Below are 24,585 nucleotides of genomic sequence, written 5' to 3' on the forward strand. Positions count from 1 at the left end.
TTCATAGGCTTTTCAAAATTATATGAGTAACTCGAAAGAATTTAATTGGGACAAAGTAACTAATACCAAAGAGTTTGGCTCTGGTTATAGTGATGCAGAGCGCGCCGAACTCGAAGCAATGTATGACCAAACCATCACTCCGGTAAGCGAGCGTGAAGTGGTGGAAGCCACCGTAGTAGGCGTATTGGGCCGCGATGTGTTGTTGAACATCGGCTTTAAGTCTGACGGACTCGTGCCGCTCTCTGAATTCAGAGATATGCCCGACCTCAAAACAGGCGATGTAGTAGAAGTGTACGTCGAAAATCAGGAAGACACCAACGGTGAGCTGATTCTTTCGAGAAAAAAAGCCAAGATTCTTACAGCTTGGAAAAAAATTGAAACTGCTTTTAGCGATGACCTCGTTATCGAGTGTGTGGTAAAACGCCGCACCAAAGGTGGTCTGATTGCCGATATCTTCGGTATCGAAGCCTTCTTGCCAGGCTCTCAAATTGATGTGAAGCCTATTCGTGACTTTGACATCTATGTAGGCAAGAAAATGGAAGTGAAAGTGGTCAAAATCAACCACGCCAACGACAACGTTGTTGTCTCACACAAAATCCTCATCGAGAAAGACCTCGAAAAACAAAAAGCTGAAATCCTCAACAACCTCGAAAAAGGACAAATCCTTGAGGGTGTTATCAAGAATATGACCAACTTCGGGGTATTTATCGACCTCGGTGGCGTAGATGGCCTCTTGCACATCACAGACATCTCTTGGGGACGTATCAACCACCCAGAAGAAGTGTTGGAGCTAGACCAAAAGCTCAAAGTAGTAGTACTCGACTTCGACGACGACAAGAAGCGTATCTCCTTGGGTATGAAGCAGCTCACGCCTCATCCTTGGGAATCATTGGGCGAAGACATCCAAGTTGGCTCTAAAGTAAAAGGACGTATCGTGAACGTGGCTGATTATGGCGCTTTCTTAGAAGTGATTCCAGGGGTAGAAGGGCTTATCCACGTATCTGAAATGTCTTGGTCACAGCACTTGCGCAACCCGCAAGACTTCCTCAAAGTAGGAGACCAAATCGAAGCCGTAGTCTTGACGCTTGACCGCGAAGACCGCAAAATGTCGCTCGGTATCAAACAACTTACCGAAGACCCTTGGACTAAGGCCGAAATCATCGAAAAATATGCTATCGGTACCAAACACACCGGTATCGTTCGCAACTTGACCAACTTCGGTCTCTTCCTTGAGCTTGAAGAAGGTATCGATGGCCTCGTACACGTGTCTGACCTCTCTTGGACGAAGAAAATCAAACTTCCTTCTGAGTTTATCAAAGTAGCCGAAAACCTCGACGTAGTGGTGTTGGAGCTTGACGTAGAAAACAAGCGCCTTGCCCTCGGACACAAACAACTCGAAGAGAACCCTTGGGATACTTTTGAGACAATCTTCGTAGAAGGCTCAACACACCGTTGTACAGTAATCTCTAAGAATGACAAAGGAGCCATCCTTGAGCTGCCTTATGGTATCGAAGGCTTTGCACCAAACAAAGGCTTGACCAAAGAAGACAGCACTACAGTAGAAGTAGGAGATAGCATCGACTTTGTCATCATCGAGTTCTCTAAAGACGAGAAGAAAATCATTCTTTCTCATACCCGCACTTTTGAAGAAGAAAGCGCAGAAGACAAGAAAGAAGGCGCTAAGCGCAAGAAGAAAGCTCCTGCTAAGAAAGAAGGTGAAGCTACAGGCAATATCCCTGCGTCTGAAGAGAGCACTACCACGCTCGGCGACATCGAGGCCTTGTCTTCTTTGAAAGAGCAGATGGAGAAAAAAGACAACGAATAAGCTGTCAGGATAATTCTCTAAAATAAATTAAGCGGAATGCTTGCAAAAGTAGTCTTCATCGGCTACTTTTGCATTCCCAATTAAGATTAAGGGTTGCGTGGCCGAGCGGCTAGGCAAGGGTCTGCAAAACCCTCTACGGCGGTTCGATTCCGCCCGCAACCTCTAACAACACTCTCCCCAACCGGAGAGTGTTTTTTATTGTACTCAGCGCAACGCAGCGCCTGCCTGTAAATATACCCAGTTGATGACCAACTGCCCCAACAATGCTGCCAAGAAAAACCGGAAATACGAAACACGTACCGCTCCGGCCACATAACACATTAGGTCGGTAGGGGCTATTGGCAATACTGACCACAAGAGCATCCACCAAAAGCCCGAAGGCTGGCTGAGCTGCCTCTGCAAGCGCCGCGTCAGCGGATGGTTGCGCTCCCGTACCCACGCCGCAATGCCCAGAAATTCGGCAAAGTAATATACCAAGGTGGCCGATACCAAAGCCCCCGACACACTCAGCACATAGGCCAACCAAAAACTATCGGCAAACAACAACCCGCCCGCAATAACTAGGGGTGTAGCCGGTACAAGCGTAAAAATCCGAAAAGCGCTGACCAACCCATAACTCAACAAGGCATAAGCCCCTGCCTGACGGAGAAGCTGCGCTAGGTTGGCAGGCGCAAAAAACTCCGGCGCATATACATAATAACCCAAAACACCTAGGGCAATTGCGCCCCAAATGCCAAGCCCTATTTTTTGTAAAAAGCTCATAATAACCGCTGGTTTTGAAGCTCTAAATGAAGTGTAAAGATGGAGGAACAATTCGATGGTACAACGTGTTTACCCCTAATAATACAATTTCATACCCAAACGTCTGTGGTAAAATCCAAAGCTACACAAAAGTTTTTGCCCTAAGAAGACAAATATGACCAAAGTCATAACAGCTTGAACTCATTTGGAACATATTTGTAAAATACAAAAAGCATTGTGGTATAGTTTATAATCTTTCTAAATTAAAGCTTTATTGAGGCCTAAGCTTCAATCAAGCCTAGTTCTGTTGTAAATTTGTGATTAGAGAAAACCTGGGTAGAATCGATGAATAACCACTTTAGAGCAATCAGTTTATCCTATAAAAGTGCCCCGGTGGCCATCCGCGAAAGCGTATCCCTGAACGAAGAGCAGAGCAAACTCCTGCTCAACCTCTTACGACAAGAGCCAGAAATAAGCGATTTGTTGGTTATTTCGACCTGCAACCGCACCGAAGTATACTATGCTTCTCCCCAAAACTACCGAGACAATATCTTGGCTGCTTTTGCAGAAGTAAAACAAATCGCCAATATCGCGGACTATCAGGAGTATTTTGTAAACATTGACGAACCTATCGTCGCCGTGCGGCATCTGTTTCACGTAGCGATGGGCTTGGAGTCACAGGTGGTCGGCGATTTGCAGATCTCCAACCAAATCAAAAATGCCTACCAATGGGCTGCCGATATGGGAACTGCCGGCCCCTTCTTGCATCGATTGATGCACACCATATTTTTTACCAATAAGCGCGTCGTTCAGGAGACCGCCTTCCGTACCGGAGCCGCCTCTACTTCATATGCCGCTGTAGAATGGGTAGAAGAAATCGCCGCTGACCTTATCAGCCCCAAAGTGTTGGTCTTGGGCTTGGGCGAGATTGGTGCCGATGTATTCCTGAATCTGCAAAACAGCAATATTGAGCATATTATGCTCTGCAACCGCACACTGGCCAAAACAGCCAAGTATGCCGAAAACACCCGCGCTGAAGTAGTTCCTTTTGAAAAAGCTTGGCAGGCCATCGCCGAAGCCGATATCATCATTTCTTCAGTAGCCACTGCGCACCCCTTCGTTACCAAGGATAGGCTCGAAGCCCTCAATATCTTGAGCTTCAAATACTTCATCGATCTTTCGATGCCTCGTAGTGTGGCTCCCGATGTAGAGCAAGTCAACGGAGTATTGGCCTACAATATCGACGACATCAAAAACAAAGCCTCGCAAGCCCTAGAGCGCCGCCTACAGGCCATTCCCGCCGTAGAGCGTATCATCGAAGAGTCGTTGGCTGATTTTGAAGAGTGGACAAAAGAAATGAATGTGTCGCCGACCATCCAAAAGCTCAAAAACGCGCTTGAACAAATCCGGATGGAAGAGCTAGACCGCTACTTCAAAGAGTTGAACGATGAGGAGCGCGAAAAGGTGGATAAAATCACCAAGAGTATGATGCAAAAAATTATCAAGTACCCTGTCTTACATCTCAAGGCTGCCTGCAAACGTGGCGAAGCCGATACTCTTATCGATGTATTGAGCGAGCTTTTTGACCTCGAAAAGCAGCCCGTCTTGAAATAGACAAACACACATCGTCAGCATACAATATACCCCTGACAAGCTTTGAGCGCTTGTCAGGGGTATGTTTTTAGACCAAAATTCACAGGGACATATTTCCTTTTCCAAACCAGTTGGGCACGAAGGACAATGCTTATCCTGTCTTCATAGGTGCGTGGATATATAGCCCGGTCTCATGGTTTTTTTCCCAAGCTAATCCACACCCACACAATACCGGCTCCAAGGCAGGCCAAGCCGGCATACAAAAACTGTATGCCTTGTTTCCAACCAAAATAATGGAACAACCCCCATTGAATAAGGTTGACCAACCCGAACACAATCAGGATATATTTGACATTTTTCATAAGGCATATAAAAGACAAAAGCTGCCCAACAATAACTTGGGGGCAGCTTTTGGGTAGTACCAATGATTAACCTTCGAGCTTGAGTACGGCCATAAACGCCTCCTGTGGGATTTCGACGCTACCGACTTGGCGCATACGTTTTTTCCCTTTTTTCTGTTTTTCGAGGAGCTTACGCTTACGCGAGATATCCCCCCCATAACACTTGGCGGTTACGTTTTTGCGCAAGGCTTTGACGGTTTCACGGGCGATAATTTTTTGGCCAATAGCCGCCTGAATCGCAATCTCGAACTGTTGGCGTGGGAGCAACTCACGAAGCTTTTCGCAGAGCTTCTTGCCCCAGTCATAGGCTTTGTCGCGGTGTACGATGGCCGAAAGCGCATCTACTTTGTCGCCGTTGAGCAGAATATCGAGCTTTACAAGTTTAGATTCACGGAAGCCTATCAGCTCATAATCGAGAGAGGCGTAGCCACGAGAGATGGTCTTGAGGCGGTCAAAGAAGTCAAAAACAATCTCAGCCAGCGGGATTTCAAAAATCATCTCCACACGGTCAGTGGTAAGGTAGCTTTGGTTGCTCAAGATACCGCGCTTATCCATACAGAGCGTCATAATTGCGCCCACATAATCTGCCTTCGTAATGATTTGTGTTTTGACGTAAGGCTCTTCGATGTGGCTGAGGTAGTTGGGGTCAGGCATTTCGGCGGGCGACTGTACCGTAACCTCCTTGTTGTCTTTGGTAAGGAAGGCTTTGAACTGCACAGAGGGGACAGTCGTGATGACAGTCATATCAAACTCGCGCTCTAGGCGCTCCTGTACAATCTCCATATGCAGCATTCCGAGGAACCCGCATCGGAAGCCAAAGCCCAGTGCCGCAGATGTTTCGGGCTCCCAAACCAGCGAAGCATCATTGAGTTGCAGTTTTTCGAGCGCTTCGCGCAGATCTTCAAACTCGCTGGTCTCGACCGGATAGATACCAGCAAAAACCATTGGTTTGACATCCTCAAATCCTTTGATAACCTGTGAGGGGCGGCTGACATGCGTAATCGTATCCCCTACCTTTACCTCGCGGGCTTGTTTGATGCCCGAGATAAGGTAGCCCACATTACCGGCTTCGATGACTTGGCAGGGCTTCTGCTCAATGCCGAGGATACCGATTTCGTCGGCCTCATATTCTTTGCCTGTGGCCACAAACTTTACCTTGTCGCCTTTGCGGATACGCCCATTGAAAACTCGGAAGATAACCTCTACCCCCCTGAAGGAGTTGAACTCCGAGTCGAAGATAAGGGCTTGCAGCGCCTCTTCGGGGTCGCCTGCCGGAGGAGGGATGCGCTCTATCACAGCAGCCAGAATATCGGCAATACCGATACCTTCTTTGGCGCTGGCCGGAATAATGTCTTCGTGGTCGCAGCCTATAAGGTCTACAATTTCGTCGGCTACTACTTCGGGCTGGGCGTGTGGCAGGTCGATTTTGTTCATCACTGGGATGATGGTCAAGTCATTGCCGATAGCCAAGTAGAGGTTAGAGATGGTCTGAGCCTCAATCCCTTGAGAAGCATCTACAACGAGTAGCGCGCCTTCGCAGGCCATAATAGAGCGGGAGACCTCGTAGGAAAAGTCTACGTGGCCGGGCGTATCAATCAAGTTGATGGTGTATTCTTCGCCCTTGTAGTGGTAATTCATTTGGATGGCGTGGCTCTTGATAGTAATGCCACGCTCGCGCTCCAGGTCCATATCGTCAAGAACCTGCTGCTGCATTTGGCGCTCGGTAACGGTTTGAGTATGCTCTAGCAGGCGGTCTGCTAGGGTACTTTTGCCGTGGTCAATATGCGCGATAATGCAAAAATTTCTGATGTGCTTCTGTCCCATAGACTGCAAAATTACGGAGAAAATTCAAAACCTGTGTAGGGTTATTACGGGCACTACCAAGTATTTTTTGTAAAAACGATTTGTGAAGGCTAAAATGTTGGCATTTACTTGAGGTATTTATTTGGCAAGCCTCAGGGTATTTTGGGATTCGTATTGGGGCAAAGGCTGTGATTTCGAGCTGTATTTCGCCAAAAGGCCACAGTTACATTGCGCCGTATCTCTTATTTTTGCCTAGAGATAGCTAGGCCGACTTTCAGAAAAATTCGTACTTTTGTAGCTGCTGTATCACCAACAACCCATCGGAACTTGTACAAACAACTGCTACAACCCCTGCTTTTTGCGCTAGATGCCGAACGAGCGCACCGGATTACTTTTGCCATGCTTAAGCTGGCGTATGCCTTGCCCCCTGCGCGTTGGTTGCTCAAGCAGCTGTACTATTATCGCCCGGAGGCGCTGGCTTGCGAGGTCGCCGGGATCCGGTTTCCGAGCCGGGTTGGGATTGCTGCAGGCTTAGACAAAAATGCTGAGATTATCCGCCCGCTGGGAGCCATAGGTGTTGGGTTTGTCGAAATTGGAACCGTTACCCCCCGCCCGCAGGCCGGCAACGACCGACCGCGCCTGTTTCGCCTCAAGCCCGACCGCGCCATCATCAACCGGATGGGCTTCAACAACGAGGGGATGGAGGCGGTTGTACAGCGGCTAAAACGCCACAAGGGGCAGCTCGTGATAGGAGGGAATATTGGTAAAAATAAAATCACCCCCAACGAGCAGGCCATCGATGATTACCTGGCTTGTTATGAGGCACTTCAACCTTGGGTAGACTACTTTGTGGTCAATGTCAGCTCGCCCAATACGCCCAACCTGCGTGATTTGCAAGAAAAAGAACCACTCAAACATTTGTTACATACGCTACAAAATGTAAATTTACAACAACCAAGCCCCAAGCCTATTTTTTTGAAAATAGCGCCGGATTTGAGTGATACACAACTGTCTGATATTGTGGAAGTTGTACAGCAAACGGGCATCGCCGGGGTGATTGCGACCAATACGACCATCAGCCGCGAAGGGCTACAAACCTCCCCCACCACGCTCACCCAGATAGGAGCCGGAGGGTTGAGCGGACACCCTTTGAGGCAGCGTGCGACTGAGGTTATCCGCTATCTACGCCAAGCACTTGGCGCAGAGGTAGCCCTGATTGGGGTTGGAGGCATTCACAGCCCCCAAGACGCGCTCGAAAAACTTGAAGCCGGAGCAGACTTGGTGCAAGTATACACCGGGTTTGTTTATGAAGGGCCGATGCTGATTAAACAAATCCACAAAGCATTGGCACATACTAAACCGATACAGGCCGCCCCTGCGCAATAAGCAAGGGTTCTCTACGTTTGAATTAGCGTATCTGAAATTATGGCAAAAAATACTCCTCGTCAAAATACTTACCGAACCCGCCCACGTGAATTAGGGCAAGACTTTGGGCAACTCTTTACGGCATTTTTGGTCAATGAGCGTATACGGCTGGCCTTGGGTCTTTGCTTTCTGATGACAGCCTTTGGGCTGTTGGTAGCGCTTAGCTCATATTTTAGCACCGGCCCCCAAGACCAAAGCGTGGTGGAAGCAGTGTTGAGCCGCAAAATCAAATCCTCGGGAGCCGAAGTCGAAAACTGGCTCGGTGTCTCTGGGGCTGTAGTGGCGCATTTGCTCATCTTCCGTTGGTTTGGGGTTGCGGCCTTCTTGCTAGTGCCGGTATGTTTTCTGGCCGGATGGAAACTGGCTTTCAAAACCGAAGTCTTCCCTATCCGTCGGACACTCTTGCTGACACTCTTTGTGATGTTCTGGACTAGCCTGTTGCTAGGCTATCTTTATGCCGAAAGCGAACGGGTTACCTTCTGGAGTGGAGGGCTGGGCTATGAAGTAGCCAGCCTAGTCGAATCGTTATTGGGTGTCGGAACGATACTCTTCATCCTTTTGGTCTTGGTACTCTTTGTGATTAATTTCTTCAATATCAATGAGTTGAGTGCACAGTTCAATCAGCGTTCTGAGCAGTTTAAAGACTATTTGGAGCAAATACGCGAACAGGCCGCCCAGCAACAATCGCAACGCCAACAAGCAGATACACAAGCTAAACAAGCTACCACCCACACCGACGGACTCGAACCCGCCGAAGAGGTGCTCGATGAGCAGGCATACAAACGAATGCCTAAAACACCCAAAACCTTCACGCCCTCCGACCCTCATACCATCGAGATAGAGCCTGTGGCAGAAGAAAAAGCAGCGCCCACACGCAAAACCCGCAAGATAGATGTGGAGCTGGAAATAAACCCCGACAGTCAACCACCCGAACAAAAGCAAGCCAAAATACCATTTGAAAAAGTACCGGTCTTTGAAGTCAATAACCTTGACGATGACGAGCCGCCCACCCATACCGAGCCGCCCAAGGATTTGTCTAAAACCATCATCTTGGAAGATTCTCCACGTCGCCAACAAGCTATCGTAGATCCAGCCGGAGACGATGAAGACAAATCTTGGGAAGAGAAGAGCGCCATCGAAAATACCGAACCTTATGACCCAAGGCTCGACCTAGGCAACTATCAGTTCCCTACTCTAGAGCTGCTCGAAGAACACTCTTCGGGCAAACGACAGGTAACCAACGAAGAGCTTTCGGCCAACAAAGACCGGATTGTAGAGACGCTGAGCAACTATGGTATCGGTATTTCGCAAATCAAGGCAACTATCGGGCCCACTGTTACGCTCTACGAAATCATCCCCGAAGCAGGGGTGCGTATATCCAAAATCAAGAACCTCGAAAACGATATTGCTCTTAGCCTTGCCGCCTTGGGCATCCGTATCATTGCGCCTATTCCGGGTAAGGGAACTATCGGCATTGAAGTGCCCAATAAACGCCGAGAAATAGTCGGAATGCGTTCTATCTTGGGAGATGAGGCCTTCCTCAACAGCAGCAAGGAACTACCAATAGTATTGGGCAAAACCATCGCCAACGAGGTATATGTAGCCGACTTAGCCAAGATGCCTCACTTACTTATGGCCGGAGCTACCGGCCAAGGTAAATCAGTAGGGCTGAATACGTTTATGATTTCGCTGCTTTATAAAAAGCACCCTTCAGAGCTGAAATTTGTACTAGTAGACCCCAAGAAGGTAGAGCTTTCGCTTTTCAATATCATCGAAAAGCACTTCTTGGCCAAGCTGCCCAACGAAGCCGAAGCCATCATTACTGACAACAAGAAGGTGGTCGATACGCTTACTTCGCTTTGTATAGAGATGGATAACCGATATGATTTGCTCAAAAATGCACAATGCCGCAACCTACGCGAGTACAACCGCAAGTTTACCCAACGCAAACTCAACCCCCGAAAAGGCCACAAGTACCTGCCGTATATAGTCTTGATAATAGACGAGCTGGCCGACTTGATGATGACCGCCGGCAAAGAAGTCGAACAACCCATCGCCCGACTGGCACAGCTCGCTCGTGCAGTTGGTATCCACTTGATAGTAGCCACACAGCGACCTTCGGTCAATGTGATTACGGGGATTATCAAGGCCAACTTCCCCGCCCGATTGTCATTCAAAGTTACTTCTAAAATAGACTCTCGCACCATTCTCGATACCGGCGGCGCAGAGCAGCTTGTCGGGATGGGAGATATGCTCTTTACCCTAGGCTCCGAAATGACCCGCCTCCAAGGGGCATTCCTCGATACTCCTGAAGTAGAGCGTGTCTGTGAGTTTATAGGCCAACAACAGGGCTACCCCAGCGCCTATGAGCTGCCCGAAGTCGCCTCTGATGATAACGGCGCAGACGGCGCAGATGAGGGAGATTACGAACGCGATGCCTTGTTTGAAGACGCAGCCCGTGTTATTGTTATGCACCAGCAGGGCAGTACGTCGCTATTACAGCGCCGTCTCAAACTAGGCTACAACCGCGCCGGACGCTTGATAGACCAACTCGAAAAGGCCGGTATCGTAGGCCCTTATGAAGGCAGCAAAGCCCGTGAGGTGCTTATCCCTGATGAATATACCCTCGAACGATTACTCAATAGTTTGAAATAATTTACTGACCAACCACCCATTTCCTTATCAAAACAGCCTCTGTGGCAACCACTATTTCCCCCACAATGAGAGGCTTAATAACACAGTGTATTATGAGAAAAAACTGGATTGTACTGACCCTTGCGTGTTTGTTTTTTGTGATGCATAGCCCCATAGTCCGCGCTCAATACGACCCTAAGGCCAAAGAAGTGCTCGATGCTATCAGCCAAAATTATCAGGCTATGCAAGCCTTCAAAATTGATTTTACCTATACCCTCAAAGGAGAAGGCATCAATGAGTCGTTGCAAGGCAATATTGTCATCAAAGCCAAGCGATTCAGATTGGCACTGCCCGGCCAAGAAATCATCAATAATGGCGCTACTGTTTGGACTTACCTCAAGGACGATAATGAGGTCAATATCTCTAACTATGAGCCTGAACCCGACGAAATTACCCCTAGCAATATCTATACGATCTACCAAAAAGGCTTCAAATATAGCCTAGTAGGAGAGGAGAACATCGGGGGCAAGATTTATCACGTGATTGAGTTGATACCCGAAAATATCAATGCGCAATACACCAAAATCCGCCTCAAAGCGACCAAAGACACCCGCATCATTATGCAGTGGGAGCTTTTTGAGCGCAACGCCAACCGCTATACATACAGTGTAACAAAATTTGCCAAAGTAACCGTAGGCGACAGCTATTTCGAATTTAATAAAGCCAATTATCCGGGTGTACGTGTAGAAGATCTACGCTAGTATCCCCGCTTGCATTTACCCATATTCACTCATGACCTCACAAGCGCTGACGCAGCACATCTGGCGAAAGAAAAGCTACCTCTGTGTAGGGCTGGATACAGACCCTACCAAGATACCGGCACACTTGCGCCAAAGTCCAGACCCTATATTTGAGTTCAACAAGCAAATCATCGATGCAACAGCTGACTTTTGCGTAGCCTACAAGCCCAACTGGGCTTTTTATGAGGCGCTGGGCAGCCAAGGCTGGGACAGCCTCCAGAAAACACTCGAATACATCCCCGATGAGATGTTTGTGATTGCTGATGCCAAACGCGGGGATATAGGCAATACCGCCCATAAGTATGCAGCAGCCTTCTTTGAACACCATAAGGTCGATGCTGTTACGCTTTCGCCCTATATGGGCTACGACAGTGTCAGCCCATTTACCAACCAACCTAACCGCTGGGCCATCTTATTGGCCCTGACTTCTAACCCCGGCAGTGCTGATTTTCAGCTCTTGGAGTTACGCAACGGACGGATGCTCTTTGAGCAAGTAATAGAAACAGCGCTTACTTGGCCCAATAATGAACAACTGATGTTTGTGGTAGGAGCTACCCAAGCAGAAATGCTGGGGCAAATCAGGCAACTCGCCCCCGAACACTTCCTGCTCGTGCCCGGAGTGGGCGTGCAGGGCGGAAGCCTAGAGCAGGTATCGCGCTACGGACTCAACGCCCAAGGAGGCCTCTTGGTCAATGCCTCACGCAGTATCTTGTATGCTGCCGATGGCACGGACTTCGCTATCGCCGCCCGACGGGAAGCCCTCGCTCTCAAACAAGAAATGGGGCGCTATCTCGAACAATACGGGCGCTAACCCCCTCCCACGCAGGGCGGCGGCCAGTGCTCCCACCTAATACTCCCGTTGATATTTTGCTATGGTAGTTGATATATTTATTCCTTGTTTTATAGACCAAGTCTACCCCGAAACGGGATTCAATATGGTCAAGGTGTTGGAGAAATTGGGGTGTGAAGTACATTACAACCCCAACCAAACCTGCTGCGGGCAACCGGCCTACAACGCCGGCTTTGTAAAAGAAGCACAAACGGTGGTACACAAGTTTTTGGCTGATTTTGCCCACCCCGACCGCTACATTGTGGCACCCTCCGCCTCTTGTATCGGGATGATTCGCAATGCCTACAATGACATCATCACAGACCCGGCCAAACGCAAAACTTATTACCCTATACAAAAAAACGCCTTTGAGTTTACGGAGTTCTTGACAGATGTCTTAGAAGTAGACCACATACCCGGCGCGCGATTTGAGGCCGTAGCTACTTACCACGACGCGTGTAGCGCCTTGCGTGAATGTGGCATTCGAGAAGCGCCGCGCCGCTTGCTCTCCAAAGTAGAAGGCTTGACATTGGTCGAAATGGAAGGAACAGAAATCTGTTGTGGATTTGGGGGGACATTTTCGGTCAAGTTTCAGGCTATTTCTGCCGGAATGGCCGAGCAAAAAATCGATCACGCCACCCATACCCAAGCCCAATACCTTATCTCGACAGATGCTTCGTGCTTGATGCACCTCGATGGCTATATCCAAAAGCACCGCAAAAATATTCAGACGATTCACATCGCCGATGTCTTGGCGAGCGGCTGGTAAGCGCCTCGCCTGATGTTTTTTATACCTGATTTTACTCAAAACACGAACACTTATGCAACTATTAGCCGGAAAAGTAGCCCTCATTACAGGGGCCTCCAAAGGCATTGGCCGCGCCATTGCCCAACGATATGCCGAACAAGGAGCTTCTATCGCTTTTACTTACCTCTCTAGCGTAGAAAAAGGCCAAGCCCTAGAAGAAGAGCTAAAAGCCCTCGGAGTTCAGGCCAAAGGATACCGCTCCGATGCCTCTGATTATGCTGCTGCCGAAGACCTAGCCAACCAAGTGGTGGCTGATTTTGGCCGTATCGATGTGCTTATTAATAACGCAGGCATTACCCAAGACGGTCTGTTGATGCGGATGAGCGAAGAGCAGTGGGATCGTGTAATCAATATCAATCTCAAGTCGGTGTTTAACCTCACTAAAGCCTGCCTCAAAACAATGATGAAGCAACGCAGCGGCTCTATCATCAATATGACCTCTGTAGTAGGCATTAGGGGAAATGCAGGACAGGCCAACTATGCTGCTTCCAAGTCGGGCATTATCGGCTTTACTAAGTCGGTAGCCTTAGAGCTTGGCTCACGCAATGTCCGCTCCAATGCCATTGCTCCAGGCTTTATCGAAACAGAAATGACCGCCGAACTGGAAAACAAGGCCGACTGGCTAGCCAATATCCCCCTCAAACGCGGTGGAAGTGCCCAAGAAGTAGCCGATGCAGCAGTGTTTTTAGGCTCCGATATGTCGGCCTATATTACTGGGCAAGTGCTGCAGGTTGACGGTGGAATGCTGACCTAGTACAGCAGACAATAGGTCACAATGTTTGTTCGTGTGCCGCTGGATATTTTTTGGAAAAGTAGCTCGAAGCTCCAGCTCCAAGACAAGCTGAGGCTTCATTTTGGGGGTAAAATGAGACTTAGCCCATAGTGTTAGCTGTGGGATTTGGAAAATGTCCAGTGGCGTGATGCTTGTTTCAAACGCAGGTTTAGCCCTGCGTTTGGCCTTGAAACACACATTTGCGCCACCTATAAGTTATGCAAATCCCTGTAAGACAGTATATTAACATCCTTTACCTAGAAATAGTCATATAATTTTTCACAAGGTTTGGGCATGTTTGGCAAATGTTTTATCTTTGCAATCCCTTTTGTAAGACGACGATTTTAAGAATCATATTTTCCCAATCCATCATGTACGCAATTGTAGACATCGCCGGACAACAATTCAAAGTTGAGAAAGGCAAATACGTATATGCGCACCGTTTGCCACAGGCAGAAGGCGAGGCGCTGGAGTTTGACCAAGTACTGTTGGTAGACAACAACGGCCAAGTAACCGTAGGTGCTCCTACCGTAAGCGGCGCTAAAGTAAGCGCTAAAGTATTGAGCCACGTCAAAGGTGACAAGGTACTGGTTTTCAAGAAAAAACGCCGCAAAGGCTATAAGAAAAGCCAAGGCCACCGTCAATATTTGACTAAGGTTTTGATTGAAGACATTATCCAATAACCCCAAAATTGAATTAAGAAACTATGGCACACAAAAAAGGAGCCGGTAGTTCGCGCAACGGACGCGAATCAGAAAGCAAGCGATTGGGCGTGAAAATCTTCGGTGGCCAAAACGCCAAAGCCGGAAACATCATCGTTCGCCAACGCGGAACCAAACACCACCCCGGAGCTAATGTAGGCATCGGTAAAGATCATACCCTCTTTGCCCTAGCCGATGGCGTGGTACAGTTCAAAAAAGGTAGCGCAAATCGCTCTTACGTATACGTAGAGCCTATTTCTACTCAGGAGTAGTCATAGCGACGGCGGTATCGCCGCTCAACAAAAGACCGCACAAGCTCGGCAGCAGTTTGTGCTTTTTTGTATTGGGCAAACCCGAAAATAGCACCCGCCCTCTAGGTTGTGGGTAATTTTTCGTATCTTTGCCTTATTCTATACGATTAATCACCCCCACCAAATACCCACCCGCCATGGAACTACACAGCATACTCCTGTTCTTTAATATGGGAGGTTACGAAATATTCCTGATTTTATTGGTTATCTTGTTGCTATTCGGTGCGAAGAAAATCCCCGAATTAGCACGAGGCCTGGGTCGTGGCATACGCGAGTTCAAAGACGCTACCCGCGAAGTTCAAAATACGCTCGAAGAGAGCATGCGCGACGACGAGAAGCAGGCAGAAAAGAAAAACCAATAACCCGTTTTTTGTAGAAATGGAGATGCCTTGCGGTGTCTCTATTTTTTTGTGCCTTTTGTAAAAATACCCTCTTCCCCAACGGCAGTAGCTGTTATCGGCTGCTGTTTTTTGTGTGTTCATTTGCTCTAGCCCCCTTTCTTACCCTTTCTCATGCATACCCTAACCCTACTCCGCAGTGTTGCAGGTATTTTTGTGATGATTGGCATTGCCTACCTCTTGTCTAACAACAAGCGAGCCATCAACTGGCGTTTGGTCATCGTCGGAATCCTACTACAAGTGCTCTTTGGCTTCTTAATTCTACGTGTAGATTGGGTAGCGGCAGGCTTCAAGCAAGCAAGCGAGGTCTTTGTTTCTTTCCTCAACTTCTCCCTGATTGGGGCAGAGTTTCTCTTTGGCGACTTGGCGCGCAATAGCAATGCCCAAACAGGTGTCAACCACTCTCTGGGGCTTATTGTCGCCTTTCAGGTATTGCCAACCATTATCTTTTTCTCTACCGTCTCGGCGGCGTTGTATTACTTCGGTATCTTACAACGCATTGTGTATGGCATAGCTTGGGTAATGTCCAAAACAATGCGCCTTTCTGGCGCGGAGAGCCTTTCTGCCGCAGGCAATATCTTTATGGGGCAGACTGAAGCCCCGCTTTTGGTAAAGCCTTTCATCGGAACGATGACACGCTCAGAGCTGATGTCATTGATGACAGGCGGGATGGCGACGATTGCCGGAGGGGTGTTGGCTGCCTATGTTTCTTTCTTAGGAGGGGCAGACTTTGCCGAGCAAAGCCGCTTTGCCGCACACTTACTCAGCGCCTCGATTATGAGCGCCCCGGCGGCTATTGTGATGGCCAAAATCATTATTCCGGAGTCAGAGCCTGAGTTAGTACGCAACGACCTGACAGTCAGCAAGGAGAACTTAGGCGTAAACCTGCTCGACGCAATGTCTACAGGGGCTGCCGACGGGCTCCGCCTTGCACTCAATGTAGGAGGGATGCTCCTAGCCTTTATTGCGGTCATTGCCTTGCTCAATGCGATTTTGAGCTGGATAGGCGGTGTGGTTGGCATCAACCCGCTCATTGAAGCCTACACACAAGGCGTGTTTAAGGGGCTTTCTTTGGAGTATATCCTAGGGCAAATAGGCCGCCCATTGGCCTACTTGATGGGTATCGACTGGAACGAAACCCTGCTGGTAGGAAGCCTCATCGGCCAAAAAACGGCCATTAACGAGTTTGTCGCTTACCTCGACCTAGGCCGCCTAAAAGCCGAAGGATTGTTGAGCGAAAAGTCTATTCTCATCGCAACCTATGCGCTCTGTGGCTTTTCCAATTTCAGCTCCATTGCGATTCAGATTGGCGGCATCGGTGGGATGGCTCCTGAGCGCCCCGACTTACAGGCCACACTTTCCCAACTGGGGATTCGTGCCTTGGTGGCTGCCAGCTTAGCTTGTTTTATGACGGCCACCATCGCCGGCATGATTGCGCACTAGAAATTATACCAAGGTTCATCACAAGAGTGGAGGATTCACAGAATCTGATTTTCTCGATTCTCAAGGATTTTCAGCGACATATTTCCCAAACCAATTTTGATTGGGTATAAGCAATCGTTTGGTAGCCCAAGGGTTTTTGATAAATTTGCACCGCCACCACCTTACATACCCAAAGTAGGCAACTTATAGCCGCTGATTTCGTCCTATGGAACAGGTTTGGGTATTGTTTTTGAAGCATACACAATAAAACCCTGCATCATAAAGTTATTTTCCATAAAACCCCCGCCTGTGATGAAAAAAGTCTTGATACTGGCCGTTGTCGCTGTTCTTGGTCTTAGTGCTTGCAAAAAGCGCTACACCTGTCCCACATACGCACAAGATACACACCAGACAGCGCAGCCCAAAGTAGCGCCACAGCCCTAAGCTTTTTGATGATATAGTCTATTTCATCAGCAAGCAGCCTTGTTTTTGTACCCACAATAAACACGATTGCTTATTAGCGCCTTTGGCAAAATACAGTACCTGTAGGTCATTGATAAACACCTACAGGTATTTTTATTGGCGCAGAGGGCTATTGGCTGGAAAATGTTGCGCAGAGTGGACTTCGATATACGCCTGGTTTGTACGCCACATTTTTGGAAAAGTAGCTCCGAACTCCAGCTCTGAGACAAGCTGAGGCCTTATTGGAGGATAAAATAATACTTAGCATACAGTAGGATTTGGAAAATGTCTAGTGTTGTGTCTGGTTTGTTTATTTGTGGCTATATTGGCAAAAAAGCAGGGCTATGCCACTCAACAAATTAGCACTTATTCGTTACAAAACCATCGATGCCTGTCTTTGCAACAGGCAGCGCCGCTGGACATTAGAAGACCTGATAGCAAAGGTTTCGGACGCAGTATATGAATACGAAGGACTCGACTCTGGTGTGAGTAGGCGTACAATACAAGCGGATATTCAGCTGATGCGTAGCGATAAGCTTGGCTATGAAGCCCCTATAGTCGTTTATGAGCGCAAGTACTACACCTATGCCGACCCAGAGTATAGCATTACCAAAGCCCCCATCAATAGGGCAGATATGGATACACTGCGGGAAGTGCTTGATTTACTCAAGCAGTTTAGTGGGTTTAGGTACTTTGATTCTCTTCAAGAGATAGTACTTAAACTAGAGCACGAATTGCCCTTGGTAGGGCAACAAAAATCAACCCTTGTACAGTTTGAAGAAAATCCGTTGCTCAAGGGCTTACAATGGATAGCGCCACTCTATCAGGCCATCGCACATAAACAACCAATTTTGTTGGAGTACCAGTCTTTTTCGGCACAACAATCAGCTAGCTATGAGTACTCCCCTTATTTGTTGAAAGAATACCGGAATCGTTGGTTTTTATTGGGCAGGCGCAAAGGACAACGAGGGGTAGACACACGGGCGCTTGACCGGATTATCCACCTAAGTATCTTGCCCGAAAGCGTGTATGAGCCCTATGAGGGGGTCGCATTTGCAACATATTTTGCCGACACCATAGGCGTAACCAAGGCGCAAAATGAGCGGGCAAGAACAGTAGATTTGTGGTTTGATGCTGCGCAGGCTCCTTATGTATTGACCAAGCCCCTACATGCTAGCCAAACACTGCAAAAACAGTATGACAACGGCAGCATCATTGTCCGCATTGAGGTCATTCTTAACCTAGAGTTGGAGCGCGAAATTTTGGGCTTTGCTGATGGGGTTAGGGTATTGGCTCCTGAGCGCCTACGAGAGCGCATCGCTAAACGTTTAGAGAGCGCCACACAGCACTATCGGGGGGATATTGCGTAAAAAGCGCCTATTCAAATATAGAATGATACTTCCGGATTACTTCCGGTTCGGGCATAGTTTCGGCATCATCCATCTCTTCGAGTGTAAACTCATTGAAGACAAAGACATACATCAGTTTATTTTCGATTTCCATCTTGCCCGACATCATCTCCACATCTAATGACAGGCCATTGCGGTCGATGACCTTACCAGCTACACTGCGGCGGAAAGAGCGGTAGCTGAGTTTGAAGCGTTTTTCACGAAGGTCGATGATGTTGTTGTAGTCTGTTTCTATCAACACATCGACAGATTGACCCACCAGCTCTTCACGGCTATAGCCAAAGCGTTTGAGGATATAATGATTGACCTTGGTGATGCTAAACTTCTCATCGGTGATGATGAGGCCGTCAAAAACCTTGTTGATAATGGCCTGATAGAGCAGCGCTTCTTCGGAGGCTGCTTGGAGCTTGGGCTCAAACTGGCGAACCCAGTGTTCGTAGTTTTCGATTTGTTTTTTGAGCTTTTCTTCGCGCTCTTGTGCTTTGTGTGCCATGGCTTCGGTAGCGGCCAGTAGGCGGCGGGTACGCTCTTGTGCTTGGATAGAGGTAAATACACTTGCTATCTTGTCTGAGAGTGTTTCTACAAAATGTATTTCGTGTTGGCCAAACTCTCTGAAAGAAATCAACTCAATAACACCCTCCACCTTGTCTTCGTGGCGTAGGGGGACAATGAGCAAGCTGTTGGGGCGTGCTTTGCCCAAGCCAGAGGTGATTTGGGCGTAGTCTTGTGGGATATCGGTGATGAGGGCTGTGTCACCTTCGCGCCATACGCTGCCGATGAGGCCTTCGCCCATACGGATATGTTTTTGAAGATATTTGCGTCTTTCGTAGGCATAGCAGGCCGTTAGCTCCAGCACTGGTTCTTCGTCTGTGTTTTGAGGATTTTTGACAATAAGAATACCACCCTGAACACTTTGGGTGTACTTTACCAGTTGGGCAATAATTTCAAAAGCCTGCCCGTGGAGGTCGAGGTGATTTTTACGGAAAATCTCGTTGAAGATAGCCAGCCCCTCATTGTGCCAGTTGCGTTGTGCTTCGCCTTTGGCAAATTCTTCCAGTTTTTCGCTACGTTCGTTGGCCTGGCGGATTTTTTCTTTGAGCGTAATGAGCATCTGGCGCAGGCTAGTGGCTAGGCTGCCTATTTCGTCATTAGCACGAATGCTTTCCAACACTTGGTCTTGGTTTTTGAGCCCTTGCGTAACGGACTGTGCGACCTTGTCGAGGATGATCAAAGGGCGTGAGAACGCATGGGTGAAATATAAGACAAAGCCCACTGCTGCCAATAACATCAACAAGCCAACCCCCAACAAAACAAACAGGGAGCGCCAGATGATAAAATTGGTTTCTTGGATGATGCGGTAGTGTAGTTGGCTGAGATCGTCTTCTAGTTGGCCTACAAGGGTAGCCATCTGGCCTGAGAGCCCGCTTTGGCTGTCAAGCCCTATTTCTTCTTCGATTTGGTAGAGTTGTACCAGCTTTTTTCGATACTCTTCGATAGTCCGCCGGATAACAGGGTCGCCTGCATAGGCATTGGTCATAAGCTCTACTTGCGCATACAGCCTTCGGATGTCTTCAGGGTTTTTGCGCATCAAAAAATCTTTCTCGTGGCGGCGTATGGCTAGGATATATCGTTGGGGGAGCGTATCGAGTGCTTCTAATTCGTGGGCTAGGGCGCGGAGCTGCCCTTCGATGCCTTCATCTTTGAAGCCTCGTTGGAACAGCTTGTCGCTGAGGCGGATGAAAAGCTCATTGTATTTTTTGAGTGATTGTTGAATGTGTTGGATTTGGCCTTGTAACCCTAGGCGGGCAGAGATTTCAGAGCGTTCTAACTCTTGGGTACGGTAAACAGCCTCTTGGTAAAGGTCTTCAAAGGCGGCAAGTTGGGTGCTTTGGCCTGTTTGGAGGTATTTTTGGCTTTTGGAGTCGTTGAGGAGATAGGCCTGTTCGGCTTGGCGCAGCTCTAGTGTTTTGACCAATAGCTCGTCGGCGCTGTTTTGGAGGCGTTGGTGGGTGGCGATATGGTTGAGGAACACGACTGCCAATAGCCCTATTGTCCCTGAAAGTGCTATCAGGGTAGAGAAGGCCAAAAACAGCTTTTTCCTTATACCAAACCTTTTCTTTGCCATAGCGCCGCTACGTTACCAACATCTGTGAACGATGCTTACTACTTATCGTAAAAACTATGCCAAATATACATTATATCTTGGCTTTTGCCATAGTTTGCCAGCTTTTTTCGATAAACGGTATAGGCTTCAGGAGGCATTGGGGAGAACAAAAAAGCCCCACTAGGGTGGGGCTGTTGGGGAAGCCAAATCTGCTTATTTTTTGTTGTTGGCAGGGTTGTAGTCTGGCAGTTGCTGGTCGGGGTCAAGCTCTACACTTTGGATTTTTTTGGTGGTTTTTACAAAAAACTTCCAAGTGTTGCCACGTTGCCAAATCTCTACAGGGAGGTTGATGCGGGTTTTGTTGCCGCCTTCTTCAATTACTTCCACTACAGCAGGCATAGGTACTTCGCCCTTGTTGCTAATGGTGATAAAAGCCCCTTGAGCAGGATCATTGGCTTCTTTATACTCAAAGCCTTCTACGGCTTGGTCGATACCGCCAAGGCCATAGAACCAAGTTTTCCAGAACCAAGAGAGTGATTCACCAGAGCCGCTTTCCATAGCACGGAAGAAGTCTTCGGGGGTGGGGTGTTTGAATGCCCACTGACGGATATACTCACGGAAGGCATAATCAAAACGCTCAGGGCCAAGGATGACTTCGCGCAACAACACCAAGCCAAGCGCAGGCTTGTAGTAGGCCGTTAGGCCGAGGGATTGCTCTGACACGATGTCGGGATAAGTGCTGATAGGCTCTTTGAGATACCCGGCTATGCCGCCTAGTTGGCGCATTGGGGGAAATCCGGCACCATACTCACCTTTGTTGAAGGCGCGGGTGCTGTGGATGTTGATGAAAGTATTGAACCCTTCGTCAAGCCAAGGGTATAGGCGCTCGTTAGTCCCTACAATCATCGGGAACCAGTTGTGGCCAAACTCGTGGTCGGTAACACCCCAAAGGCCTTCACCTTTTGACTTGTAGCTACAGAATGATACGCCGGGGTATTCCATTCCGGCAGCACGACCAGCTACGTTTACGGCAGCAGGGTAGGGGTATTCAAACCACATCTGCGAGTAGTGTTCGATAGACGCTTTGGTGTACTCAGTAGAGCGCCCCCAGGCTTTGTTGCCCTCGCTTTCTATTGGGTATACCGAGTGTGCCATACAAGGCTTGCCGCTAGGCAGGTTGATACGGGCAGCATCCCAGATAAATGCCTTAGAAGTAGCAAAGGCGACATCGCGGCTGTTTTCCATCTTGAAATGCCAAGTGAGCGTTCCGCTCTTGGTAGGACGGGTTTTGGAAGCGTTGCCTACTTCTTTGGCATCGATAATCATCACGGTTTTGTCGCTGTTAGCGGCTTGCTCTAGGCGCTTGATTTGGTCGGCAGTGAGGACTTCTTGTGGGTTTTGCAAAGCGCCCGAGCCTACTACGATATGGTCGTAGGGAACGGTGATTCTGTAGTCAAAATCGCCATAATCGCAATAAAACTCGCCTGCTCCTAGGTAAGGCTCATTGTTCCAGCCACGCACATCATCGTATACAGCCATGCGGGGATACCATTGGGCAATTTCGTAGATGATACCGTTCTTGGTATCCTGACGACCCATACGGTCAGCGCCATAGTTGGGGATGTAGAATCCGTAATCGATGCTGATGGTGGTCTTTGCGCCAGGCTTGAGCGGCTTGGCTAGGCGAATCTGCATACGGGTATCATCAATGATGTTTTCGGCAGGTTGGTTGTCTACCTTTACAGAGCTGATGTTGTAGCCGCCTCCAGTTTCGCCACCTTCAAAGCGCCCACCATCGGTAGACAGTGTAAGCTCGCCGCGAGAGTCTGCTTTAAAGCGGTTTTGATCCAGTTGTAGCCATAGGTAAGGCAACTCGTGGGGGCTGTTATTAGTATAAGTGATGGTTACGTTCCCTTTGAGGGTATTGGCGGCCTCATCCAAGGCAATCTGGATGTTGTAATCCACACGGTTTTGCCAATAAGCCTCGCCAGGGTAGCCCGAAGCTGTACGGTAAGGGCTGCGTTGTATTTGAGAAACTGGGTCAAATAGCGCTTGGTTGTTTTGCGCGAAGATATTCGGGCAAAGCAGAACAAAGGCTAGAAGCCAGTGTAGCCAAATTTTGCTCATAATGTGTTTGGAGTTTATCGAATTGAGATGTTTGAATTAATTGTGCTAATTAGCGTTTTTTGTAGAAAAAAGAAAATTTACGTCTTAATACTTTTGCCAAACGCTGTGCTAACCATTGCGATTTTGTAATTTTGTGTCCTGATAGCCAAATACATTGACCTGCCTTTGGTATTGCTTCACATACAAGCCCGACAAATACAGGCCTATTATTCACCCCTGAAGATTTTCGAAATCCCTGCATGGAAAACCCAAGTACTACGTCCCTTCAAGCCTCTATTCTCCCTCATATAGAACAAATAGCCCAAACGCTCAAAGGCGTAGGACTGACAGAAAGCAACAAGAAAAAGCTGCTCAAGCCGCTTCAGCCTCACTTAGAGGTCGTAGGCAACTTTTTGCACTGTGAGCAGGAGGACGAGGTGTGGCTGTTTTCCATTTTATTTGCCCTCAGTATCAGCAGCCGCGAAACCGACCTCGAAAGCCTGACTGACTACCTCGGCTGTAGCCCCTTTATGACGGTGCAGTTTGTGCCTGTATTGGAGCGGATGGTACAGAAGCGCCTGCTGGTCAAAAGCTCTGGCTATGATACCAAGGTCGTTACGACGCGCTACCAGGTGTCGAGCTATGTGTTCAATGCCGTATCGTTCAACAAGCCCGTAACAGCCCACGAAGTATTCGTAGATGTGTATGAGGTCATTGAACGCATCAATGAGCTGATTTGTGAGCGTGAGCGCAACAGTCAATTGACCAAAGACTTGATTGAGGAGGTGATGGCCTTGGTCGAAGCAGAACAGGAGCGCTTCCCCGCATTCAAAAAACTGCTGGCACTCAGCCTGCCTTACGAAGACAATTTGCTATTGCTCTACCTTTTTTATGCTTTTGCCAATGAGTCTAACGAGGCCGATTTAGAGCGTTATATTTACTATGTCTATGATTCGATGGGCAGCAAGATACGGGTCAAAAAAAATCTGTATTCAGGAGGGTATCACCTCATAGAAGACGGCTGGGTCTGCTTTGTGGACGATAGTTTTTATGGGGGAAGAGAGATATCGCTCACTGACCGTGCTATTGAGTATTTCTTCAATGAAGATCTTGGCAATATGGCTGCCCGCAAAAGCTTTGTACCCAAACACTGTGTGGTCATTGCGCCCGATAAAACTACCTTGCTGCCGCTTTATTTCAACAGCCAAGAGCAAAAGTCGATAGACTTAGTCGCCAAGCTATTAGAAGAAGAGAACTTTCAACGCGCTACGGCCAAGCTCAGCCAAATGCGGATGCGCCCTAGCATTACGATGCTGCTACACGGTGCGCCGGGTACAGGCAAAACCCAATGGGTGTATAACTTAGGGCACGAAACCGGCCGGCACGTCTTGATGGTCGATATTTCTTCTATTCGTGATAAATACCTAGGCGAATCGGAAAAGCGTATCAAACAAGTATTCAAAACCTACCAACAGGCCAAAGAACATTATCCCAAATGCCCTATCTTGCTCTTCAATGAGTCTGATGCGCTCATCAGCAAACGGTATGAAGTCAGCTCTAGCGCCGACCAAATGAACAATGCCATGCAGAATATCTTGTTGCAAGAGTTAGAAGATTTTGAAGGAATCCTGATTGCGACTTCTAACCTCAGCCTGAATCTGGACGCAGCTTTTGAGCGCCGGTTTTTGTACAAAATACCCTTTCAAAAGCCTGATGAGGGGGTTCGTGCTAAAATATGGCTCGATAAAATGCCCGAAATCGACCAAACGCTTGCCCAGCAGCTTGCCCAGCAGTTTCAGCTGACTGGCGGGCAGATTCAGAATATCGCCCGCCGCTACCTACTCGAAAACCTCCTCAACGATGCCCCACCCACCTACGAAATCCTTAGTGAGCTTTGCCGCCAAGAGTTTTTGCAAGGCCAAGGTAGTACGCCGGTTGGGTTTTAGTGCTGGTTTATCCCAATTCTGATTGGGTATAGAATGCGTGCCATCGTGGGCTAAATCTCTTTTATGCGTTTTTCGCCCAGTATGGGCATAAAAAC

At 48.3% G+C, this 24,585-nt stretch carries 19 protein-coding genes and 1 tRNA gene; 15 read left to right on the plus strand and 5 right to left on the minus strand.

Translation table 11 applies throughout. The features are described from left to right. Positions 1-22: 22 nt before the first annotated feature. Both rpsA and G499_RS0105365 read left to right on the plus strand, forming a co-directional pair. Complete coding sequence (gene rpsA, locus G499_RS0105360) at positions 23-1,825, plus strand: 30S ribosomal protein S1 (RefSeq protein ID WP_026999093.1); 1,803 nt, start codon at positions 23-25, stop codon at positions 1,823-1,825. Positions 1,826-1,916: 91 nt separating this feature from the next. Beyond that, a tRNA-Cys gene (locus G499_RS0105365) sits at positions 1,917-1,987 on the plus strand. 42 nt (positions 1,988-2,029) lie between these two features. Here G499_RS0105365 and G499_RS0105370 read toward each other — a convergent pair. Continuing rightward, positions 2,030-2,587 carry a TVP38/TMEM64 family protein gene (locus tag G499_RS0105370; protein ID WP_026999094.1) on the minus strand — a complete coding sequence of 186 codons (558 nt, stop codon included), beginning with the start codon at positions 2,585-2,587 and terminating at the stop codon, positions 2,030-2,032. Between the two features lie 324 nt (positions 2,588-2,911). Between G499_RS0105370 and hemA the strand changes: the two genes are divergently transcribed. Beyond that, positions 2,912-4,180 (plus strand): glutamyl-tRNA reductase, encoded by a 1,269-nt coding sequence (gene hemA, locus G499_RS0105375; RefSeq protein ID WP_026999095.1) that lies wholly within the window; start codon positions 2,912-2,914, stop codon positions 4,178-4,180. Between the two features lie 170 nt (positions 4,181-4,350). On the opposite strand, the gene G499_RS21685 is transcribed toward hemA, so the two are convergent. Beyond that, on the minus strand, positions 4,351-4,521 hold the full coding sequence (locus tag G499_RS21685) for a hypothetical protein (protein WP_154658321.1): 171 nt from the start codon (positions 4,519-4,521) through the stop codon (positions 4,351-4,353). Between the two features lie 66 nt (positions 4,522-4,587). Further along, the gene (gene lepA / locus G499_RS0105385; protein WP_026999097.1) at positions 4,588-6,384 is read right to left on the minus strand and encodes a translation elongation factor 4; all 1,797 of its coding nucleotides are present in this window, start codon (positions 6,382-6,384) and stop codon (positions 4,588-4,590) included. Positions 6,385-6,690: 306 nt separating this feature from the next. Here lepA and G499_RS18845 point away from each other — a divergent pair, with 306 nt between their 5' ends. The 11 genes from G499_RS18845 to G499_RS0105445 all read left to right on the plus strand — a co-directional run bounded on the left by G499_RS18845 (position 6,691) and on the right by G499_RS0105445 (position 18,295). Continuing rightward, complete coding sequence (locus G499_RS18845) at positions 6,691-7,749, plus strand: quinone-dependent dihydroorotate dehydrogenase (RefSeq protein WP_051295933.1); 1,059 nt, start codon at positions 6,691-6,693, stop codon at positions 7,747-7,749. 39 nt (positions 7,750-7,788) lie between these two features. Then, positions 7,789-10,443, plus strand: coding sequence for an FtsK/SpoIIIE family DNA translocase (locus tag G499_RS0105395; protein WP_026999098.1), 2,655 nt, complete (start codon positions 7,789-7,791; stop codon positions 10,441-10,443). Between the two features lie 92 nt (positions 10,444-10,535). Continuing rightward, positions 10,536-11,183, plus strand: coding sequence for an outer membrane lipoprotein periplasmic chaperone LolA1 (gene lolA1 / locus G499_RS0105400; RefSeq protein ID WP_026999099.1), 648 nt, complete (start codon positions 10,536-10,538; stop codon positions 11,181-11,183). Positions 11,184-11,214: 31 nt separating this feature from the next. Continuing rightward, a complete protein-coding gene (gene pyrF / locus G499_RS0105405; protein ID WP_026999100.1) occupies positions 11,215-12,033 on the plus strand; it encodes an orotidine-5'-phosphate decarboxylase in 819 nt (272 codons plus the stop codon). A 61-nt stretch (positions 12,034-12,094) separates the two neighbouring features. Beyond that, positions 12,095-12,820: a (Fe-S)-binding protein gene (locus G499_RS0105410; RefSeq protein ID WP_026999101.1), complete on the plus strand. Its 726-nt coding sequence runs from the start codon at positions 12,095-12,097 to the stop codon at positions 12,818-12,820. A 52-nt stretch (positions 12,821-12,872) separates the two neighbouring features. Continuing rightward, complete coding sequence (gene fabG / locus G499_RS0105415; RefSeq protein WP_026999102.1) at positions 12,873-13,613, plus strand: 3-oxoacyl-[acyl-carrier-protein] reductase; 741 nt, start codon at positions 12,873-12,875, stop codon at positions 13,611-13,613. A gap of 389 nt (positions 13,614-14,002) precedes the next feature. Next, on the plus strand, positions 14,003-14,314 hold the full coding sequence (gene rplU / locus G499_RS0105420) for a 50S ribosomal protein L21 (RefSeq protein WP_026999103.1): 312 nt from the start codon (positions 14,003-14,005) through the stop codon (positions 14,312-14,314). A 23-nt stretch (positions 14,315-14,337) separates the two neighbouring features. Further along, entirely contained in the window at positions 14,338-14,604 is a 267-nt protein-coding gene (gene rpmA / locus G499_RS0105425) for a 50S ribosomal protein L27 (protein ID WP_026999104.1), read from the plus strand. Positions 14,605-14,780: 176 nt separating this feature from the next. Continuing rightward, the gene (locus G499_RS0105430) at positions 14,781-15,005 is read left to right on the plus strand and encodes a Sec-independent protein translocase subunit TatA/TatB (protein ID WP_026999105.1); all 225 of its coding nucleotides are present in this window, start codon (positions 14,781-14,783) and stop codon (positions 15,003-15,005) included. Between the two features lie 150 nt (positions 15,006-15,155). Next, entirely contained in the window at positions 15,156-16,484 is a 1,329-nt protein-coding gene (locus G499_RS0105435; protein ID WP_026999106.1) for a NupC/NupG family nucleoside CNT transporter, read from the plus strand. Positions 16,485-17,269: 785 nt separating this feature from the next. Continuing rightward, a complete protein-coding gene (locus tag G499_RS0105445) occupies positions 17,270-18,295 on the plus strand; it encodes a helix-turn-helix transcriptional regulator (protein WP_026999107.1) in 1,026 nt (341 codons plus the stop codon). 7 nt (positions 18,296-18,302) lie between these two features. Here G499_RS0105445 and G499_RS0105450 read toward each other — a convergent pair whose 3' ends face one another. Further along, positions 18,303-20,459 (minus strand): GAF domain-containing protein, encoded by a 2,157-nt coding sequence (locus tag G499_RS0105450; protein WP_026999108.1) that lies wholly within the window; start codon positions 20,457-20,459, stop codon positions 18,303-18,305. Between the two features lie 192 nt (positions 20,460-20,651). Beyond that, on the minus strand, positions 20,652-22,565 hold the full coding sequence (locus G499_RS0105460) for a M1 family metallopeptidase (RefSeq protein WP_026999109.1): 1,914 nt from the start codon (positions 22,563-22,565) through the stop codon (positions 20,652-20,654). A 239-nt stretch (positions 22,566-22,804) separates the two neighbouring features. On the opposite strand from G499_RS0105460, the gene G499_RS0105465 reads away from it, so the two are divergent. Then, entirely contained in the window at positions 22,805-24,490 is a 1,686-nt protein-coding gene (locus G499_RS0105465; protein WP_026999110.1) for an ATP-binding protein, read from the plus strand. Positions 24,491-24,585 lie beyond the last annotated feature (95 nt).

The organism is Eisenibacter elegans DSM 3317, from assembly GCF_000430505.1.
Classification (GTDB): Bacteria; Bacteroidota; Bacteroidia; order Cytophagales; family Microscillaceae; genus Eisenibacter; species Eisenibacter elegans.

What these genes read in the sequence shown, in the direction of transcription:
- G499_RS0105410 (WP_026999101.1), top strand. Translation starts at nt 12,095, where the DNA reads ATGGTAGTTGATATATTTATTCCTTGTTTTATAGACCAAGTCTACCCC.
- G499_RS0105450 (WP_026999108.1), bottom strand. Translation starts at nt 20,459, where the DNA reads ATGGCAAAGAAAAGGTTTGGTATAAGGAAAAAGCTGTTTTTGGCCTTC.
- rpsA (WP_026999093.1), top strand. Translation starts at nt 23, where the DNA reads ATGAGTAACTCGAAAGAATTTAATTGGGACAAAGTAACTAATACCAAA.
- G499_RS0105435 (WP_026999106.1), top strand. Translation starts at nt 15,156, where the DNA reads ATGCATACCCTAACCCTACTCCGCAGTGTTGCAGGTATTTTTGTGATG.
- lepA (WP_026999097.1), bottom strand. Translation starts at nt 6,384, where the DNA reads ATGGGACAGAAGCACATCAGAAATTTTTGCATTATCGCGCATATTGAC.
- pyrF (WP_026999100.1), top strand. Translation starts at nt 11,215, where the DNA reads ATGACCTCACAAGCGCTGACGCAGCACATCTGGCGAAAGAAAAGCTAC.
- G499_RS0105445 (WP_026999107.1), top strand. Translation starts at nt 17,270, where the DNA reads ATGCCACTCAACAAATTAGCACTTATTCGTTACAAAACCATCGATGCC.
- rplU (WP_026999103.1), top strand. Translation starts at nt 14,003, where the DNA reads ATGTACGCAATTGTAGACATCGCCGGACAACAATTCAAAGTTGAGAAA.
- G499_RS0105430 (WP_026999105.1), top strand. Translation starts at nt 14,781, where the DNA reads ATGGAACTACACAGCATACTCCTGTTCTTTAATATGGGAGGTTACGAA.
- hemA (WP_026999095.1), top strand. Translation starts at nt 2,912, where the DNA reads ATGAATAACCACTTTAGAGCAATCAGTTTATCCTATAAAAGTGCCCCG.
- G499_RS0105460 (WP_026999109.1), bottom strand. Translation starts at nt 22,565, where the DNA reads ATGAGCAAAATTTGGCTACACTGGCTTCTAGCCTTTGTTCTGCTTTGC.
- lolA1 (WP_026999099.1), top strand. Translation starts at nt 10,536, where the DNA reads ATGAGAAAAAACTGGATTGTACTGACCCTTGCGTGTTTGTTTTTTGTG.
- fabG (WP_026999102.1), top strand. Translation starts at nt 12,873, where the DNA reads ATGCAACTATTAGCCGGAAAAGTAGCCCTCATTACAGGGGCCTCCAAA.
- rpmA (WP_026999104.1), top strand. Translation starts at nt 14,338, where the DNA reads ATGGCACACAAAAAAGGAGCCGGTAGTTCGCGCAACGGACGCGAATCA.
- G499_RS0105395 (WP_026999098.1), top strand. Translation starts at nt 7,789, where the DNA reads ATGGCAAAAAATACTCCTCGTCAAAATACTTACCGAACCCGCCCACGT.
- G499_RS0105465 (WP_026999110.1), top strand. Translation starts at nt 22,805, where the DNA reads ATGGAAAACCCAAGTACTACGTCCCTTCAAGCCTCTATTCTCCCTCAT.
- G499_RS21685 (WP_154658321.1), bottom strand. Translation starts at nt 4,521, where the DNA reads ATGAAAAATGTCAAATATATCCTGATTGTGTTCGGGTTGGTCAACCTT.
- G499_RS0105370 (WP_026999094.1), bottom strand. Translation starts at nt 2,587, where the DNA reads ATGAGCTTTTTACAAAAAATAGGGCTTGGCATTTGGGGCGCAATTGCC.